The organism is Methylomagnum ishizawai, from assembly GCF_900155475.1.
In the GTDB taxonomy this organism is placed as follows: domain Bacteria; phylum Pseudomonadota; class Gammaproteobacteria; order Methylococcales; family Methylococcaceae; genus Methylomagnum; species Methylomagnum ishizawai_A.
Map to the genome: position 1 here is coordinate 2,581,200 of NZ_FXAM01000001.1, position 17,648 is coordinate 2,598,847.

Genomic DNA, 17,648 nt, shown 5'->3' on the forward strand with positions numbered 1-17,648 from the left:
CCAGCGGGTCGGCAAGTTTCTCGGGTATACTCGGGCCGTTGCCCGATTCCATCCTCCACCCATGCTCACCGTCCTCAACCCCTTCGATAAGCACCAACCCTTCCCCACCGTGGACAAGGCTTTGCGCGATCCCAACGGGCTGTTGGCCATGGGCGGTTGCCTCTCCCCGGAACGGCTGTGCAACGCCTACCGCCGTGGCATCTTTCCCTGGTTCGGCGAGAACGAGCCGATCCTGTGGTGGTCGCCCGATCCCAGGCTGGTGCTACGGCCCGAGCAGGTCAAGGTGTCCCGCAGCCTCGGCAAGCGGCTCAAGCGCGGCGAATTCGCCTTCACCCACGATGTTTGCTTCGCCGACGTGGTCGAGGCTTGCGCCGGACCCCGATCGATGGCGGCGGGTACCTGGATCACCGCCGACATGAAGCGGGCCTATCGCCGCCTGTACGAGCAGGGGTTGGCCCATTCCTTCGAGGCTTGGCGGGAAGGCAGGTTGGTGGGGGGGTTGTATGGCGTGGCTTTGGGGCGGGTGTTTTTCGGTGAGTCGATGTTCCACCGCGCCACCGACGCTTCCAAGGCCGCGTTCGCCTATGCCTGCGGGCGGTTGGCGGAGTGGGGCTATGCGCTGATCGATTGCCAGGTCCATACCCAGCATTTGGCGAGCCTTGGGGCCGGGGAAATCCCGCGCCGCGAATTCGTCCGCCTGCTTAACCTCTATTGCGAACAAACCGCCGCGTCCGGGGCGTGGCAACCCAGGGAAGAATCCTTATGAAATCCATCCCCCTTTATCTCGGCTACGAGCACGATTGCGATTATCTTCCAGGGCAACGGGCGCGGATGGCTTATGTGTCGCCCAGGGTGGCGCTGGACCCCGTGTTGTATACCCGGCTCGCGGCCAGCGGGTTCCGGCGCAGCGGCGATTTGGTCTACCGGCCCCACTGCCTGGATTGCTCGGCCTGTGTTCCGGTGCGGATTCCGGCCGTCCGTTTCCAGCCCAGCCGCGCCCAGCGCCGGGTCGCCAAGCTCAACGCCGATTTGCGCGTGGTGCGGAAATACGATGTTTTCGACGAGCGGCATTATCGGCTGTATATGCGCTACTTGGAATCGCGCCATGCCGACGGCCATATGGCGTTGTCCAGCCCGGAGGATTACATCCAGTTCGTCGGCAGCGATTGGGGCGATACCGGCTTGTACGAGTTCCTGGAAGGGGACGAATTGCGGGCGGTGGCGGTGGTCGACCACCTAAGCGACGGATTATCGGCGGTTTATACCTTTTACGACCCGGAAGCGCCGCGCCGGAGCCTGGGCACCCAGGCCGTGCTGTGGCAGATCGACGAGGCCCGGCGGCGCGGATTGCCCTGGGTGTACCTGGGATTCTGGATTTCGGGATGCCGCAAGATGGCCTATAAGGATGCGTTCAGGCCGTTCGAGGTGCTGCGGGAGGGAGGCTGGACCCCGTGGGACGGAGGCGGCAATGCCAGGGTTTGATGTGCTATCATTCGCGCTTTGCCGAAGCGCGGCGCGATACGTTTAGAGAAGAGGTTTATGTCGAAAGAAGATCATATCGAAATGGAAGGCAAGGTGATCGAAACCCTGCCCAATACCACTTTCCGGGTGCAGTTGGATAATGGCCACACCATCATCGCCCATATCTCCGGTAAGATGCGGAAGCATTACATCCGCATCCTGACCGGGGATCGGGTGAAGGTCGAAATGACCCCCTACGATCTATCCAAGGGCCGCATCACCTTCCGCCAACGCTGAACTCAGGCGGGCTCGGGCGCCACCCGTGCGCTTTCGAACTCGAACGAAAGCTTGTCTTCCTCCACCCCGATCCTGACGATCCCGCCTTCGGTCAGCCTGCCGAACAATATTTCCTCGGCCAGGGGCTTCTTGATGTTCTCCTGAATCACGCGGCTCATGGGCCGCGCCCCCATCTTGGGGTCGAAGCCATGCTCGGCCAGCCATTCCCGCGCGTCGGGTTCCAACACCAGGGACACCCGCTTTTCCGCCAACTGCGTTTCCAGTTCGAACAGGAACTTGTCCACCACTTGGCCGATGGTGTCGATGCTGAGCGGCTTGAATTGGATCACGGCGTCGAGGCGGTTGCGGAATTCCGGGGAGAACGAGCGTTCGATCACCTTCATGCTGTCGGTGCTGTGGTCCTGTTGGGTGAAGCCGATGGAGGGCCGTCCGCCTTCCGCCGCGCCGGCGTTGGTGGTCATCACCAGGATGATGTTGCGGAAATCGGCCTTGCGTCCGTTGTTGTCGGTCAAGGTGCCGTGGTCCATGACTTGCAGCAGCAGGTTGAACACATCGCCGTGGGCCTTTTCGATTTCGTCCAACAGCAACACCGCGTGCGGATGCTTGGTGACTTCCTCGGTGAGGAGGCCGCCCTGGTCGAAGCCGACATAGCCGGGCGGTGCGCCGATCAAACGGGACACGGTGTGGCGTTCCATGTATTCCGACATGTCGAAGCGGATCAATTCCACGCCCAGCACCTTGGCGAGCTGGCGGGTGACTTCGGTCTTGCCGACGCCGGTGGGGCCGGAGAACAGGAAGCAGCCGATAGGCTTCTGGGTTTCCCGCAGACCCGCCCGTGCCAGCTTGATGGCGGCCGAGAGCGCCGTGATGGCCGCGTCCTGGCCGAACACCAACATCTTCAGGTTTTTTTCCAGATCGCGCAGCTTGTCCTTGTCGTTGGTGGACACGGTTTTCGGCGGGATGCGGGCGATCTTGGATACGATATCCTCGATTTCCAGGGTGCCGATCAGCTTCTTGCGGCGGGAGACCGGTTGCAGCCGTTGGCAAGCCCCGGCTTCGTCGATCACGTCGATGGCCTTGTCGGGTAAATGCCGGTCGGTGATGTAGCGGTCGGAGAGTTCCGCCGCCGTGCGCAGGGCCGCGAGCGAGTATTTCACCTCGTGGTGCTTCTCGAACCGGGTCTTGAGTCCCTTGAGGATTTGGTAGGTTTCATCGACCGTGGGTTCGTGGACATCGATCTTCTGGAAGCGGCGGGCCAGGGCGCGGTCCTTTTCGAAGATGCCGCGATATTCCTGGTAGGTGGTCGAACCGATACAACGTAGGTCGCCCGAGGCCAGCACTGGCTTGATGAGGTTGGAGGCGTCCATCACCCCGCCCGAAGCCGAACCGGCACCAATGATGGTGTGGATTTCGTCGATGAACAGGATGGAGTTCGGTTCCTTCTTCAATTGCGCCAACAGGGCTTTCAGGCGTTTTTCAAAGTCGCCGCGGTATTTGGTGCCCGCCACCAAGGCACCCAGGTCCAGGGAATAGATGGTGCTTTCGGCCAGGATGTCCGGGACTTCGTTGTCGATGATCTTCTTGGCCAGTCCCTCGGCGATGGCGGTTTTGCCGACCCCGGCCTCGCCGACCAACAGCGGGTTGTTCTTGCGGCGGCGGCAGAGGACTTGCACCGTGCGCTCGATTTCGTCCTTGCGGCCGATCAGGGGATCGATCTTGCCGCGCTTGGCCATTTCGTTGAGGTTGGTGGCGAATTTTTCCAACGGGTTGGCGTTGGAGGTGTCGCTTTCATCCCCATCCGGGCTACCGGATTTGGTGGCGGGTTCGGCTTCCTCGCGCACTTTGGAGATGCCGTGGGAAATGTAGTTCACCACGTCCAGCCGGGTCACGTCCTGTTTGTTCAGCAGGTAGACCGCCTGGGAATCCTGTTCGCTGAAGATGGCGACCAGGATATTGGCCCCGGTGACTTCCTTCTTGCCGGAGGATTGCACATGGAAAGCCGCCCGTTGCAGTACCCTTTGGAAACCCAGGGTCGGCTGGGTTTCGCGCTTGACGCCGGGAGGGATCAAGGGGGTGGTTTCGTCGAGGAAATCGATCAATTCCTTGCGGAGCGGGTCGAGCCGGGCACCGCAGGCCTTGAGGACTTCCACCGCGACGGCGTTGTCGAGCATCGCCAGCAGCAGATGTTCGACGGTGATGAATTCGTGCCGCTTTTCGTAGGCCGACCGGAACGCGACATTCAGCGAGTGTTCGAGATCTTTGCTTAACATAATCAAGACCCTGCTAGGTCTCCTCCATGCTGCACAGCAAGGGATGCTGGTGCTGCCGGGAGTAGTCGTTTACCAAGCGGACTTTGGTTTCCGCCACGTCTTTTGAGAAAACACCGCACACGCCGATACCCCGTGTATGGACATGGAGCATGACCTGGGTGGCTTTTTCCTCGCTCATGCCGAAGAAGGTTTTCAGCACTTCGACCACGAAATCCATCGGGGTGAAGTCATCGTTCAACAAGACAACCTTGTATAGGGGAGGCCGCTTGAGTTTGGGTTCTGCTTCCTGGACAGCAAGATCGTCGTTGAGCTTGTGATCAGGATGTTGGGCCATCTCTTGGAATCCTATATTGCGAACAGGCCGGATCGTTTCGGCGGAACTTACTATAGCACCGGGCAAGGGGCTTGTCTTAACCCCAGGCGGCGGTATTTGGGGTGGTTAAAGGTGTCGGTGTGATACCGTTCGCGGCATTATCCCGTGGGCGATATTGGCCGAAAATGGGGGGCCGGGCGGCGGCGGGCCACCTCGGCCCCGGTCCGTCAGCGCAACTCGCGCAGGGCGGCGATGCGTTCCTCCAGCGGCGGGTGGCTCATGAACAGCTTCTGGAAGCCCTCCGCGATGCCGCCGTTGATGCCGAAGGCGGCGAGCTGCCCCGGCAGTTCCTCTTGTTCATGGCTGCGCCGCAGGGCTTCGAGGGCCGAAATCATCTTGCCGCGCCCGGTCAAACCGGCGGCCCCGGCATCGGCGCGGAACTCCCGCCAGCGCGAGAACCACATCACGATCATGGTCGCGAGGATGGAGAGCAGCACTTGCGCTACCATCTGGGTGATGTAGTAGGCCGGACCGTAGCCGCCGCGGTCGTCGTCGCCCGAGCGGAACAGGGTGCGGTCCACCACATGGCCGATGAGGGTCGCGAAGAAATAGACGAAGGTGTTCACCACCCCTTGCAGCAAGCCCATGGTCACCATATCGCCGTTGGCGACATGGCTGATTTCGTGGCCCAGTACCGCTTCCACCGCGTTGGCGTCCATGGCGTGCAGCAGCCCGGTGCTGACGGCGACCAGGGAGCTGTTTTTGCTCATGCCAGTGGCGAAGGCGTTGGGTTCGGGGGAGTCGAAGATGCCGACCTCCGGCATCCCGATCCGGGCTTGTTGGGCGAGGCGGGCGACGGTTTCCACCAGCCATTGCTCGGTGGAATTGGAAGGCTGTTCGATGACATAGACCCCCATGGATTGTTTGGCCATCCATTTCGACATCAACAGCGAAATGAACGAGCCGCTCATGCCGATGATGGCCGACATGAGCAGCAATTGGTCGAGGTTGAGGTGGACGCCCTGGCGGCCCAGGTATTGGCCCAGCCCGAGGACGTGGAAGATGACGCTGACCAACAGCAGCACGGCGGCGTTGGTCAGCAGGAACAAGAAGATGCGCATGGTGTCGATTACCTGTCTGTGTGGCGGTGATACCATATTTGGAGGCGCTGGCTTAAAAATCAAGTTGTTCGGGGCGATGTCCAGGGTCGGCCCGATAGGCCGGAAGCTGTTCCATGCCGTCTTTTCCCCTCGCCGATCTGGCGGGCAGGACGCCCAATCCCTCCAAAATCCACGAGGAATGCCATGAATATCCGATCCAAGCTATTAGGGTGCCTGCTGGCCTGCGTCGGCGCGGCCACCGCCCAGGCCGGGTCCGGCCTGGGCGGGATCACCGTGCCGCCCGGATTCCATATCGAGCTATTCACCGACCAGGTGCCCAGTGCCCGCTCCCTGGCCTTGGGCGACGATGGTACCGTGTATGTCGGCAGCCTGGACGCGGGCAAGGTCTATGCGGTGCGCGACGACAACCTCGATGGCAAGGCCGACCGGGTCTATACCCTGGCTTCCGGCCTGCATATGCCCAACGGGGTGGCCAGCCTGGACGGGGATTTGTACGTGGCCGAGGTGTCCCGCATCGGCAAGCTCAAGGATATCGGCCATCATCTGGCCGACCCGCCGCCTTTGACAACGGTCTACGACAGTTATCCCAAGGATATCCATCATGGTTGGAAATATCTCAGGGTCGGGCCGGACCGCAAGTTGTACGCGCCGGTGGGAGCGCCCTGTAATATCTGCAACCCTTCCCAGGACGTCTACGCCAGCCTGACCCGGCTCGATCCCGACGGCAAGAACCTGGAAATCTACGCCAAGGGCATCCGCAACACGGTCGGTTTCGACTGGCAGCCCGAGACCCATGAACTGTGGTTCACCGACAATGGCCGCGATTGGCTGGGCGACGACGCCCCGCCCGATGAACTCAATACCGCGCCCAAGGCCGGGATGCATTTCGGCTATCCCTTCTGCCACGGCAAGGACATCGCCGATCCCGAGTTCGGCAAATTCAAAGCCTGCGCCCACACTACGCCGCCCGCCTGGAATTTCCCGGCCCATGTCGCTCCTTTGGGGATGCGCTTCTATACCGGCACCCAATTCCCCGCCGAATACCGGGGCCAGCTTTTCGTCGCCCAGCATGGTTCATGGAACCGCTCCACGCCCCAGGGTTATCGGGTGGTGCTGGTGCGTTTCCAGGATGGCAGGCCGGTGGAGGAAAAACCCTTCGCCGAGGGGTGGCTCCAGGCCGATGGCAAGGTGACAGGCCGTCCCGTCGATATCTTGACGCTGCCGGACGGGGCTTTGCTGGTGTCGGACGATCAGCGCGGCGCGCTCTACCGCATTTCCTATCAACCCCAATGAGGCATCCCATGAACCAAGCCCACTACGTTGCCGAACTATTGTTCGATGGTCCCATCGCCGAGGAATACAACCTGCTGCACCGGATCGCCCCGGAGATACCCGATATGAGCCGCCGGGTGGGCGAATTCGTCGGGGCTTGGGCCGCGCCCGCCGCCGGGAACCTGGAACTGCTGGAACTCGGCACCGGCACCGGCGTGACCACCGCGTATTTGCTGCATCACCGCCCGGAGGCGCGTATCACCAGCCTCGACAACGGTCCCGCCATGCTGGAACAGGCCGGTCGCCATCTGGCCGGGGCCGTGGCGCAAGGTCGGCTGCGCCTGGTCGAGAGCGATGCCTTGTCCTACCTCGCCCAATGGCCGACCGCCAGCCTGGACCTGGTGGCCAGCGCCTACACCGTACACAATTTCCTGCAAGGCTACCGGGGCCGGGTGTTCGAAGAAATCCACCGCGTGTTGAAACCGGGCGGCGTGTTCGTCAACGGCGACCGCTACGCCCTCGACGACAGCCTGCAACACCTGCGGCGGACCCAGGACGAGGTGCGCGGTTATTTCCGGGAATTCCTGGCCATGGACCGGCCCGATTTGCTGGAACAATGGGTGGTGCATTTGTTCAGCGACGAATCCCAGGATCATATCATGCGGTTGGAACCGGCCTTGGCGCGGATGGCGGAAGCCGGATTCCAGCCCGTGACCTGCCATTACCGGGAAGGGGTCAATGCCTTGGTCAGCGGGGTGAAGCCTTGGCCGTGAAACCGCCCAAGGACAGCCGCAAAATCGTCTACCGCTGCACCGATTGCGGCCACGCCCAGAACAAATGGGCCGGCCAATGCCCCGGCTGCGGCGCTTGGAACTCCCTGGTCGAAGGCGTCGAAGACCGTGCCCCACCGCCCGCCCGGTTCGCGGGTTTCGCCGGGGCGGCGGGGGAGGGCGCCGTGCCGGTGTCCCTGGCCGAGGTCGAGGCCGAGGAAATCAGCCGCGTGCCCTGTGGCCTGGAAGAATTCGACCGGGTGTTGGGGGGCGGGCTGGTGCCGGGGTCGGCCATCCTGATCGGCGGCGATCCCGGCATCGGCAAATCCACCTTGCTGTTGCAGACTGTGGCCGCGCTGGGCGGCGACCACAAGGTGCTGTACGTCACCGGCGAGGAATCCATCCGCCAGGTGAGCCTCAGGGCGCGGCGGCTGCAACTCGGCGGCGCGGCGGCGGTGCGGATCGTCGCCGAAACCCGCCTGGAGCAAATCTTGGCGGTGGCGCAGGCGGAACAGCCGGAATTCCTGGTGGTGGATTCCATCCAGACCGCCTACAGCGAATTGCTGCAATCCGCCCCCGGTTCGGTGGCCCAGGTGCGGGAGTGCGCCGCCCGGCTGGTGCGCTACGCCAAGGAAACCCAGACCACGGTGTTCCTGGTCGGCCATGTGACTAAGGAGGGCGCGCTGGCCGGTCCCAGGGTGTTGGAACATATGGTCGATACCGTGCTGTATTTCGAGGGCGATGACAGCAGCCGGTTCCGGGTGATCCGCGCCTTCAAGAACCGTTTCGGCGCGGTCAACGAAATGGGCGTGTTCGCCATGACCGAAACCGGCCTGCGCGAGGTCCGCAATCCCTCGGCCATCTTCCTGTCCCGTGGCGACGAGGACGCGCCCGGCAGCGTGGTGATGGTGATGCGCGAGGGCAGCCGCCCGATGCTGGTCGAAGTGCAGGCGCTGGTGGATGAATCCCATCTGCCCAGCCCGCGCCGGGTCGCGGTGGGTATGGAGGGCAACCGGCTGGCGATGCTGCTGGCGATCCTGCACCGGCATGGCGGGGTGCCGCTATTCAATCAGGACGTGTTCGTCAATCTGGTGGGCGGCTTGCGCCTGGGCGAGACCGCCGGGGATTTGGCGGTGGCCTTGGCGGTGGTGTCGAGTTACCGCGATAAACAGGTGCCGCGTGATTGGGTGGTGTTCGGCGAACTCGGCCTGAATGGCGAGGTCCGCCCGGTGCAGAATGGCGAGGAACGCTTAAAGGAAGCCGCCAAACATGGCTTCAAGCACGCCCTGGCACCGGCTAAGAACGTGCCCAGGTCGTTGGCCGTTCCCGGCTTGGAGGTCGTTCCCGTGAAGAGTCTCCGCGAAGCTATCGCCGTGTTATGATAACAGTACCATAGCGGGGTGCAGCATGTGCCGTCTTTGGTTTTCGAAGCGGGTTTTTAACTTGGACTGTGGACGGCGAGGGCTTCGAGGTCGCGGTCCAGCAACTCGGGATCGCCCAGGTTCAATTCCACCAAACGCCGGAGCGTGGAAATACTGTCGAGATCGATATGCTCGCACTTGAAACCCGCCCGCCGCTCCTGTCGGTGGATCAACGCTCCGCGCATGGCGATCCGCACATCCTCGCTCAAATGGATTTCGATGGAGTAGGGGATGCCAATGCCGAGCGCCACTGCCGGGTCGATCTCCAGCAGGCAGCCTCTGAGCGAAAGGTCAAGGGTCCGCGCCGTCAAGGCTGAATCTTCCAGGGTGATAAGCGCCGGGGCGTCGTGGGCGATGCGATGGAAAAGGCGGTGGTCTGGATGGGTGGCGGGCATAGTGGTGGTTCCGGGTTATTTCTGGAAAAACAGCAACAGGGAGCTATTGATCCTGACGATATCGTTGTTCTGGAGCAAGACTTCTTCGCCGATCTGTAGGGAATTGCCATTGACGGTCAGCAGCACCTCGCCATCCTTGGGGCTGATGGTATAGCCCGCGTCCCCCTTGTTGACGACCACAAGGCCGGTCGGGCCTTTGCCGATCTGGGTCAGCGTTTGCTTCAAAGGGATCACCATCCCGATCTTCTTCCCGTTCATCACTTGGAAGCTGCCCTCGAAGGCCCGAAATACATTGGTGGGACCGGGTTCGGGTAGTGGTGTCGTCCGCGGTGCCGGGGGCCGTTGGCTGAAATAGAGGTCGTGCTTGCCGATCAGGATATGGTCGCCATCGTCCAGCCGCTCCCGTGAAACCGGGCGTCCATTCAGGTACACCGGGAAATCCATCTGCAATTGCTGGATGACATAGCCTTCCTGGGTGAACTTCACCATCGCGTGGAAATCGGCCAAGGCCAGGCTGTCGATATACACCGCGTTCGAGGGATTGCGGCCTATGCTGATCTCGTCCCGTTCCAACTCGATGGACTGTAGGGGTATGCCTTTGAAAGTGACGGTCAGTTTGGACATGGATCGAGGCGTGGAAAAATGAGGGGGCCGGGGTAGGTTCGGGGCATGGGGTTGCATGGAGTCCGTTCCGTTGTGGGGGTGTTGCGAGCGGTGTCTCCTCGTGACATCCCTAAAGTATAGCTGTTTTGCCTGCCGGTCCATCCATGGATATCGACATTCTCCGGCTCTCCTCCGGGGATGGTGTGTCCCCTGACCGCCGTATTCCAGCGGCGGATTTTGATACGGCGGAAGAGGCCTTTACGAGGCCGGGCCGGAGATGCTCGGAAAATCCTGCTGCTAAGTTGACGACGAATTTTTGACGATTAAACTTCCGAGGTATGGCTTAGAAAGCAACACCTTATCCAAGCCTGTCCCAAGCCGGTGTGCCATCCCCAAGAACGATGGCCGCGCCTTGTCGAAAGAAGGTCCGGTTTTCGGACTATCCTTCCTGGTTTGGCGGTCCAGATGCGGATGGCCACCGGAATCCCCAGGGCCATAACGAAAATAAATCAGGCCCGGATCGGCCCGACCGAATCCGTTCCACCGATGGAGTTTTAGAACGATGCGTCCACGCCGTGTCCTATTGATCCAATCCAGCGCCGAACCCTGCGCGGAGCTTCAGGCCGTGCTGAATTTCGTCGAATGCGAGGTCGCGAGTTGCGTCCCGGCGCAGTTGGGCCGGGAGACCCCGCAGGAAATCGAAGCGGTGTTCGTGTTCCTGGACGAGGATACGGAAACGGTGCTGGCACGGGTGGTGGAGCGCTACCGGCAGGTGCCTTTGGTGCTGGTGCTGGACCGGCATAAACCCAAGGCCATGCCGCCCGGCCTTGAAAGCCGTGCCGCCGCCGTATTGGTCTGGCCCACCAACCATCGGGGTTTGAGCGATTGCCTGGAGCGGCTGGGGCAGCCGGGTCCGGCCCGGAACTCCGAGTTGTTCCGCAGTCTGACCGGCAACAGCCCGGCGATCCTGCGTACCCGCAAGCTGATCCAGCAGGCCGCGCCGTCCGATGCCACGGTCCTGATCCTCGGCGAGTCCGGCACCGGCAAGGAAGTCATCGCGCGGAACCTCCATTATTACTCCGCCCGTCGCAACAAGCCCTTCGTGCCGGTCAATTGCGGCGCGATTCCCGGCGAATTGCTGGAGAGCGAATTGTTCGGCCACGAGAAGGGTGCCTTCACCGGGGCTTTGAGCGCCCGCCAGGGCCGTTTCGAGCTGGCCGAGGGTGGTACCTTGTTCCTGGACGAGATCGGCGACATGCCCCTGGCCATGCAGGTCAAACTGCTCCGGGTCTTGCAGGAGCGCACCTTCGAGCGGGTCGGTAGCAATAAAACCCTCCCGTGCGATGTCCGGGTCGTCGCCGCCACCCACCGCAACCTGGAGGATGAAATCCGCCTCAACCGCTTCCGGGAAGACCTGTACTACCGGTTGGATGTATTCCCCATCGCGGTGCCTCCCTTGCGCGAGCGCTTGGAGGATATCCCGCTCTTGGTGGACGACCTGACCGCCCGGCTCAGGGCCGAGCGGCGCGGCGATATCCGCCTGTCCCCCGCCGCCTTGCGGACCTTGCGGCGTTACCACTGGCCCGGCAATGTGCGCGAACTAGCGAACCTGGTCGAACGGTTGGCCATCCTATATCCCAACCAAATGGTGGAGACCACCGATCTGCCGGAACGGATATTGGAACATTTGCAACCCGGCGACGCGGCGGAAGGGCAAGAGGACCACGGCGGTTTCGCCGATTCCAAGGAAGCGCTCTCCCTGGCCCGTCTGCCCGAAAACGGCTTGGACCTGAAGGAACACCTCAGCCAGCTCGAATGCGAACTCATCAAGCAGGCTTTGGAAGAATGTGATGGGGTGGTGGCCCATGCCGCCAATTTGCTGCGAATGCGGCGCACCACCTTGGTCGAAAAACTACGTAAATACGGCTTGCGCGGCGAGGAATCCCCGGTGGTTTGAGTCGGCGCGGCTTACGTCCTACGCCACGCCCGTCATCCACTTGTTTACGATAACAGTATCATTAAGGCCCGCGCCGCCGCGCCAAGCACCGGCAGATTGAGCCCCCATCCACCCTGTTTTTCCCATTCCACGCCGGGATTTCGTCGCCATGATGACCCAAAATTAAAAAAACATGGCTCCAAATATGCTTAACAATAAAAAATGAGTCACTACCATGAATACGAATACCACTGAAATCAACACCGTCCTCAACCAAATTCACCGCCTGCGTGACCAAATGCAGCAGGGCACCAGCATCCGTTCGGAAACCCCATCAGTCAATTTCGGCCAATTGCTCAAACAATCCGTAGACAAGGTCAACGATACCCAACACTACGCCGATAAATTGGCGCAAGACTTCGAGAGCGGCGAGCCTGGACTGAACCTGGCGGAAGTCATGATCGCCGCGCAGAAAGCGGGTGTTTCATTCCAAGCCACAGTGCAGGTAAGAAACAAGCTGGTCGATGCCTACAAAGAAATCATGAACATGCCCATGTAATCCGCCATCATGGAACTCAGCCCCAGCGATAGCAAAGAATTGGTTCCCGGCGAAGCGTCTCAGCCACCGCTCCCACCCGCCGAACAAAAATACGAAAACCTGCCGCCCCTGGTCCGGGGTTGGATGCTCATGCCACGCAACCGCCAAATCGGTTTGGCCGCCATCCTGGCCCTGACCGTGGCGGTCATCATCGCCATGCTGCTTTGGGCCAAGGAACCCCAATACGCGATGCTGTTCGGCGAAATGCCGGAAAAGGAAGCGGGCGAAGTGGTCGCGGCCCTGGAAAAACTCAAGGTCGAGCATTACATCGACCCCGACAACGGCAGCATCCGAGTTCCGGCGGATAAAGTCCATGAACTCAGGCTCAAGCTCGCCAGCATGGGCTTCCCCAAAGAAAACGGTACCGGCTTCGAGATACTCGACAAGGAAAACGGCTTCGGCGTCAGCCAATTGGTGGAAGGCGCCCGTTACCAACGGGCCTTGGAAGGCGAGATCGCCCGCTCGATCATGACCATCAAGGGCGTGAAGGCAGCGCGGGTGCATTTGGCCCTGCCCAAGGAATCGGTGTTCGTGCGCCAGCCCAAGCAACCCAGCGCCTCGGTGGTGCTGGACATGCAGCCCAACCATACACTGGAACCGCTCCAAGTCGATGCCATCGCCCGGCTGGTGGCATCCAGCATCCCGCAGCTCCAACCCGAACAAGTCAGCGTGGTGGACCAACGCGGCCATCTGTTGCTGGGCACGGCGGAGGAAAGCGAGAACAACCTCACCCTCAAGCAATTCGATTTCAAACGGCAGATCGAAGAACACCTGATTGAGCGGGTCGAGAACATCTTAAGCCCCGTGATGGGCAGCGACGGCATGAGAACCCAGGTCTCGGCGGATGTGGATTTCACCGTCACCGAGCGCACCCAGGAAGTCTACAACCCCGACCAGCCCGCCCTCCGCAGCGAACAAAACCGCGAGGAACAAAGCCGGGGTGCGGGGCCACAAGGCGTGCCCGGTGCCCTGTCGAATCAACCGCCCCCCGCCGGCGTGGCACCGGAAGTCACCAACGCCAACCAGCCTGGGCAACCGGGCGGGCAGGGCGGTCAAACCGCAGGCCAGCAAACCGGCCCGACCACCACCAATAAAAGCGCCACCCGCAACTACGAACTGGACAAAACCATCAGCCACTCCAAACTCGGCACCGGCGTGGTGCGCCGGGTCACGGCGGCGGTAGTGGTGGACAACAAACGGGTCTTGCAAGCCGACGGCACCATCACCACCCAGGCCTATAGCGACGAGGAACTCGGGCGTTTCACCAATCTGGTCAAAGAAGCTGTCGGCTACGACGCCGCTCGCGGCGACCGGGTGACCGTCACCCACGCGGCTTTCCGCCCCGAGGAAGCCGCGCCGCCGGTTCCGCTGTGGGAGCAACCGTGGTTCATTCCCCTGGTCAAATACGCCGCCCTCGCTTTGGTGCTATTGCTGCTAATCTTCGGGGTGATACGACCCATCATCAGGGGTTTGACCGGTGAAGCCCAACGGCAGAAGGAAGCGGAAGAAGCCGCAAAAGCCGCTGCCGAGGCCGAAGCCGCGGCGGCTGCAGCCGCCGCGGCCGCCGAAACCCTGGCGCTGACCGAAGGCGGCGAAGCCCGGGAAGGCGTCCTGGCCGGGCCGGAAGGCGAACCCTCGGAAGAGGAAACCGAGGCCATCGAAGAGGATGAATTGCTCATGCTCGAAGCGCCCCAAAGCCACGAGAAACGGATAGAGTTCGTGCAACGGGCCATCGACCACGACTCCAAACGGGTCGCCCAAGTCATCAAGAACTGGATGGGTTCCACCAGCTAACCCCGAACCACAGGACACAGCACCATGGCTGAAGCGCTAGACACCCCTACCACCAAAAACACCCGGCAAGCCGACCCATCGCTCCCCGCCGTGCTGAAACCCGCCGCCCAAAGCTACGAAAAACGTATGGCGCTGGTGCAACAGGCCATCGATCAGGATGCCAAGCGGGCCGCCCTGGTCGTCAAAAACTGGCTGGGTTCCAACCCCAAACCCTAGGATCACTCCCATGGCCGAAGCGCTAGACACCCTCAAAATGGACGGCACCCAACAAGCCGCCCTGCTCTTCCTCACGGTGGGCCAGGAGCGCGCCGCCGAGGTGCTGAAACACATGACCCCGAAAGAGGTCCAGCAAATCGGCGCGGCCATGGCCGAAATGCGCAATATCACCCTGGACATGATCGACGGGGTATTGCGCCGCTTCATCGAGGAAATCCGCAACCAAACCGCCCTGGGCGTCAACTCGGAAGATTACATCCGCAACATGCTGACCCAGGCGCTGGGCGCGGACAAGGCGGCCAACATCATTGACCGCATTTTGTTGGGCCGCAACAGCAAGGGTTTGGAACAATTGAAATGGATGGACCCCCGCGCCATCGCCGACCTGATCCGCCTCGAACATCCGCAAATCATCGCCATCATCCTCTCGCTGCTGGATAGCGACCAAGCGGCGGAAACCCTGGCCCACCTCCCCGAGCGTAGTCGCTCCGATGTCATCATGCGGGTGGCGACCCTGCAAGGCGTGCATCCGGCGGCGCTGAAAGAGTTGGACGACATCATGGAAAAACAACTCAGCGGCAATGCCAACGTCAAATCTTCGACGATAGGCGGCATCGAGGCGGCGGCCAATATCCTCAACTTCAGCGACAGCAACATCGAAGTCTCCATCATGGAGCAGATCGCCGAGGCCAATCCCGACCTCAGCCAGAAAATCCAGGACAAGATGTTCGTGTTCGACGATTTGGTGAGCATCGACGACCGCGGCATCCAAACCCTGCTGCGCGAAGTTTCCACCGACGCCTTGCTCCTGGCCCTGCGCGGGGCCGACGACGGCCTCAAGGAAAAAGTCTTCAACAATATGTCGCGGCGGGCGGCGGAAATGCTGCGCGACGATCTCGAAGCCGCGCCGCCCGCCCGCCTCAGCGATGTCGAGGCGTCCCAGAAAGACATCCTCGCCATCGCCCGCCGCTTGGCCGAAGCCGGCGAAATTTCCTTAGGTGGTGGCGATGACCTTATCTAAATCCAGCAGGTTGAAGCCCTTCACCCGCGAGGAATTGGAAGCGCTCTCGCCTTGGCAATTGCCGGTCATGGATGCGCCGGAGCCAGAGCCAGAACCCGAGGAAGAGCCGGTCGAACTGCCGAAAATGCCCACCGCCGAGGAAATCGAGGCTATCCAAAAACAGGCCCACGACGAGGCGGCGATCCTAGGCCACCAAGAAGGCTACGAACGCGGCCACCAGGAAGGGCGGGAGCAAGGCTACAACGAAGGCCATAACGCAGGCCGCAACGCGGGCCATCAGCAAGGCCACGACGAAGGTTGGCAACAAGGTCGCGAGGAAGGCTGGAAACGGGGCCACGACGAAGGCTGGCAACAAGGCCATGCCGAAGGCCAGAAAATCATGCTGGAAGCGGCGGCCCGCTTCGAGCCTTTGATCGATTGCCTGGACCAACCCTTGACCCTGATGGACGAGCAGGTCGAGCAAGAACTGGTGACGCTCGCCATCGCCCTCGCCAAGCAATTGATCCGGCGCGAACTCAAGACCGATCCCGGCCAGATCGTGGCCGTGGCGCGGGAAGCCTTGGCGGCGCTGCCGGCTTCGGCGCGGCGGGTACATCTGCATCTGCATCCAGAAGACGCCGAATTGGTCCGCCACGCCCTGGCCCTCCGGGATTCCGGCCCGCGCTGGAAAATCGTCGAAGACCCCTTGATGACCCGTGGCGGTTGCCGCGTCCTGACCGAGACTTCGCATATCGACGCCACTTTGGAAAAACGCTTGATGACCGTCATCGCCCAGGTATTGGGCGGCGAACGGGAAGGGGATGCGCTGCTATGAACGGCTTGGACCCCCGCCAACATACCGGACGCTGGATCGACGTACTAGCGACCCACCGGGCACGCCTCGCCGAACCGCCCGCCCTGGTGGTCGAAGGCAAACTGAACCGCATGGTCGGCCTGACCCTGGAGGCCGTGGGTTGCCGGGCGGCGGTCGGTGCCCGCTGCATCGTCAAGACCCCGCAAGGCCGGGAAATGGAAGCGGAAGTGGTGGGATTTTCCGGGGAGCGGCTGTTCCTCATGCCCATCGGCGATATCCACGGCCTGGAACCGGATTGCCGGGTGATTCCCTTGGAACGCGGTTCGACGGTGCCGGTGGGCTTCGGTCTGTTGGGCCGGGTGGTCGATGGCTCCGGCAATCCCCTGGACGGCAAAGGCCCGGTCGATACCGAGGCCCACGTCCCCCTGACCGGACTGGCCATCAATCCCCTGGCCCGCCAACCGATCCGCGAACCCTTGGACGTGGGTGTCCGGGCCATCAATGCCATGCTCAGCGTCGGGCGCGGCCAGCGCCTGGGGCTGTTCGCCGGGACCGGCGTGGGCAAAAGCATCCTGTTGGGCATGATGACCAAGTACACCACCGCCGATGTGGTCGTGGTCGGCCTGATCGGCGAGCGGGGCCGCGAAGTGAACGAATTCGTCCAGAAAATCCTGGGCGAAGAGGGCTTGACCCGCGCGGCGGTGGTGGCGGTCCCCGCCGATTATCCGCCGCTGATGCGGCTGCATGGTGCCCTGCTGGCGACCAGCGTCGCCGAGTTCTTCCGGGCCAAGGGCTTGAACGTCCTGCTGCTGATGGATTCCCTGACCCGCTACGCCCAGGCCCAGCGCGAAATCGCCCTTGCCATCGACGAACCGCCCGCCACCAAGGGCTATCCGCCTTCGGTGTTCGCCAAGCTGCCGCAATTGGTGGAACGGGCGGGCAATGGCGACCGGGGCGCGGGTTCCATCACGGCGTTCTACACCGTGCTGGCCGAGGGCGACGACACCAACGACCCCATCGCCGACGCGGCGCGGGGCATCCTCGACGGCCATATCGTCCTGTCCCGCGCCCTGGCCGATGCTGGTCACTATCCCGCCATCGACATCGAGGCTTCGGTGAGCCGTGTCATGCAGGACATCGCCGACCCGCGCCATCTGAACTTGGCACGGCGTTTGAAACGGCTGTATTCGACCTTCCAACAAAACCGCGACCTCATTAGCGTCGGTGCCTACCGTCACGGCGCGGACCCGCGCATCGACGAAGCCATCGCCTTGAATCCCAAAATTGTCGCCTTCCTGCAACAAGGCATCGAAGAGGCGGTGGATTTCCGGCGCAGCCTGGACGAATTGGAAACTTTGCTCGGCTGA

18 protein-coding genes are annotated in these 17,648 nt (G+C 62.0%); 13 read left to right on the forward strand and 5 right to left on the reverse strand.

Annotated elements, in window-relative coordinates; all coding sequences use genetic code 11:
• The first annotated feature begins 61 nt into the window (after positions 1-61).
• From aat to infA, 3 genes are read left to right on the forward strand one after another with little or no spacing between them, the layout of a single operon-like run.
• The gene (aat, locus tag B9N93_RS11460) at positions 62-766 is read left to right on the forward strand and encodes a leucyl/phenylalanyl-tRNA--protein transferase (protein ID WP_085213734.1); all 705 of its coding nucleotides are present in this window, start codon (positions 62-64) and stop codon (positions 764-766) included.
• Positions 763-1,482, forward strand: coding sequence for an arginyltransferase (locus tag B9N93_RS11465; RefSeq protein ID WP_085213736.1), 720 nt, complete (start codon positions 763-765; stop codon positions 1,480-1,482). Before aat ends, B9N93_RS11465 begins: the two co-directional genes overlap by 4 nt.
• Positions 1,483-1,539: 57 nt before the next feature.
• The gene (infA, locus tag B9N93_RS11470) at positions 1,540-1,758 is read left to right on the forward strand and encodes a translation initiation factor IF-1 (RefSeq protein WP_085213738.1); all 219 of its coding nucleotides are present in this window, start codon (positions 1,540-1,542) and stop codon (positions 1,756-1,758) included.
• Positions 1,759-1,760: 2 nt separating this feature from the next.
• Here the strand turns inward: infA and clpA are convergent, their stop codons facing one another.
• The 3 genes from clpA to htpX all read right to left on the reverse strand — a co-directional run bounded on the left by clpA (position 1,761) and on the right by htpX (position 5,462).
• Complete coding sequence (gene clpA, locus B9N93_RS11475) at positions 1,761-4,028, reverse strand: ATP-dependent Clp protease ATP-binding subunit ClpA (RefSeq protein WP_085213740.1); 2,268 nt, start codon at positions 4,026-4,028, stop codon at positions 1,761-1,763.
• A gap of 13 nt (positions 4,029-4,041) precedes the next feature.
• Entirely contained in the window at positions 4,042-4,362 is a 321-nt protein-coding gene (gene clpS / locus B9N93_RS11480) for an ATP-dependent Clp protease adapter ClpS (protein WP_085213742.1), read from the reverse strand.
• 206 nt (positions 4,363-4,568) lie between these two features.
• Positions 4,569-5,462 carry a protease HtpX gene (htpX, locus tag B9N93_RS11485; RefSeq protein ID WP_085213744.1) on the reverse strand — a complete coding sequence of 298 codons (894 nt, stop codon included), beginning with the start codon at positions 5,460-5,462 and terminating at the stop codon, positions 4,569-4,571.
• A 183-nt stretch (positions 5,463-5,645) separates the two neighbouring features.
• Here htpX and B9N93_RS11490 point away from each other — a divergent pair, with 183 nt between their 5' ends.
• Genes B9N93_RS11490 through radA form a run of 3 tightly spaced genes read left to right on the forward strand, consistent with a single transcriptional unit; the run spans position 5,646 to position 8,886 of the window.
• Complete coding sequence (locus B9N93_RS11490; RefSeq protein ID WP_085213746.1) at positions 5,646-6,755, forward strand: PQQ-dependent sugar dehydrogenase; 1,110 nt, start codon at positions 5,646-5,648, stop codon at positions 6,753-6,755.
• Between the two features lie 8 nt (positions 6,756-6,763).
• A complete protein-coding gene (locus B9N93_RS11495) occupies positions 6,764-7,507 on the forward strand; it encodes a class I SAM-dependent methyltransferase (RefSeq protein ID WP_085213748.1) in 744 nt (247 codons plus the stop codon).
• A 23-nt stretch (positions 7,508-7,530) separates the two neighbouring features.
• The gene (radA, locus tag B9N93_RS11500; protein ID WP_085216254.1) at positions 7,531-8,886 is read left to right on the forward strand and encodes a DNA repair protein RadA; all 1,356 of its coding nucleotides are present in this window, start codon (positions 7,531-7,533) and stop codon (positions 8,884-8,886) included.
• Between the two features lie 56 nt (positions 8,887-8,942).
• Here the strand turns inward: radA and B9N93_RS11505 are convergent, their stop codons facing one another.
• On the reverse strand, positions 8,943-9,320 hold the full coding sequence (locus tag B9N93_RS11505) for a PilZ domain-containing protein (protein ID WP_085213750.1): 378 nt from the start codon (positions 9,318-9,320) through the stop codon (positions 8,943-8,945).
• Between the two features lie 15 nt (positions 9,321-9,335).
• On the reverse strand, positions 9,336-9,944 hold the full coding sequence (locus B9N93_RS11510; RefSeq protein ID WP_176225238.1) for an FHA domain-containing protein: 609 nt from the start codon (positions 9,942-9,944) through the stop codon (positions 9,336-9,338).
• 541 nt (positions 9,945-10,485) lie between these two features.
• Here B9N93_RS11510 and B9N93_RS11515 point away from each other — a divergent pair.
• The 7 genes from B9N93_RS11515 to fliI all read left to right on the forward strand — a co-directional run bounded on the left by B9N93_RS11515 (position 10,486) and on the right by fliI (position 17,648).
• Entirely contained in the window at positions 10,486-11,880 is a 1,395-nt protein-coding gene (locus B9N93_RS11515) for a sigma-54 interaction domain-containing protein (RefSeq protein WP_085213753.1), read from the forward strand.
• A 214-nt stretch (positions 11,881-12,094) separates the two neighbouring features.
• Positions 12,095-12,418: a flagellar hook-basal body complex protein FliE gene (fliE, locus tag B9N93_RS11520; RefSeq protein WP_085213755.1), complete on the forward strand. Its 324-nt coding sequence runs from the start codon at positions 12,095-12,097 to the stop codon at positions 12,416-12,418.
• A gap of 9 nt (positions 12,419-12,427) precedes the next feature.
• On the forward strand, positions 12,428-14,251 hold the full coding sequence (gene fliF / locus B9N93_RS11525; protein WP_085213757.1) for a flagellar basal-body MS-ring/collar protein FliF: 1,824 nt from the start codon (positions 12,428-12,430) through the stop codon (positions 14,249-14,251).
• Positions 14,252-14,275: 24 nt separating this feature from the next.
• Positions 14,276-14,467: a hypothetical protein gene (locus tag B9N93_RS11530; RefSeq protein ID WP_085213759.1), complete on the forward strand. Its 192-nt coding sequence runs from the start codon at positions 14,276-14,278 to the stop codon at positions 14,465-14,467.
• A 10-nt stretch (positions 14,468-14,477) separates the two neighbouring features.
• A complete protein-coding gene (gene fliG / locus B9N93_RS11535) occupies positions 14,478-15,488 on the forward strand; it encodes a flagellar motor switch protein FliG (protein ID WP_085213761.1) in 1,011 nt (336 codons plus the stop codon).
• Positions 15,475-16,302 (forward strand): flagellar assembly protein FliH, encoded by an 828-nt coding sequence (locus B9N93_RS11540; protein WP_085213763.1) that lies wholly within the window; start codon positions 15,475-15,477, stop codon positions 16,300-16,302. Before fliG ends, B9N93_RS11540 begins: the two co-directional genes overlap by 14 nt.
• Positions 16,299-17,648, forward strand: a complete 1,350-nt coding sequence (gene fliI, locus B9N93_RS11545; RefSeq protein ID WP_085213765.1) for a flagellar protein export ATPase FliI — start codon at positions 16,299-16,301, stop codon at positions 17,646-17,648. Before B9N93_RS11540 ends, fliI begins: the two co-directional genes overlap by 4 nt.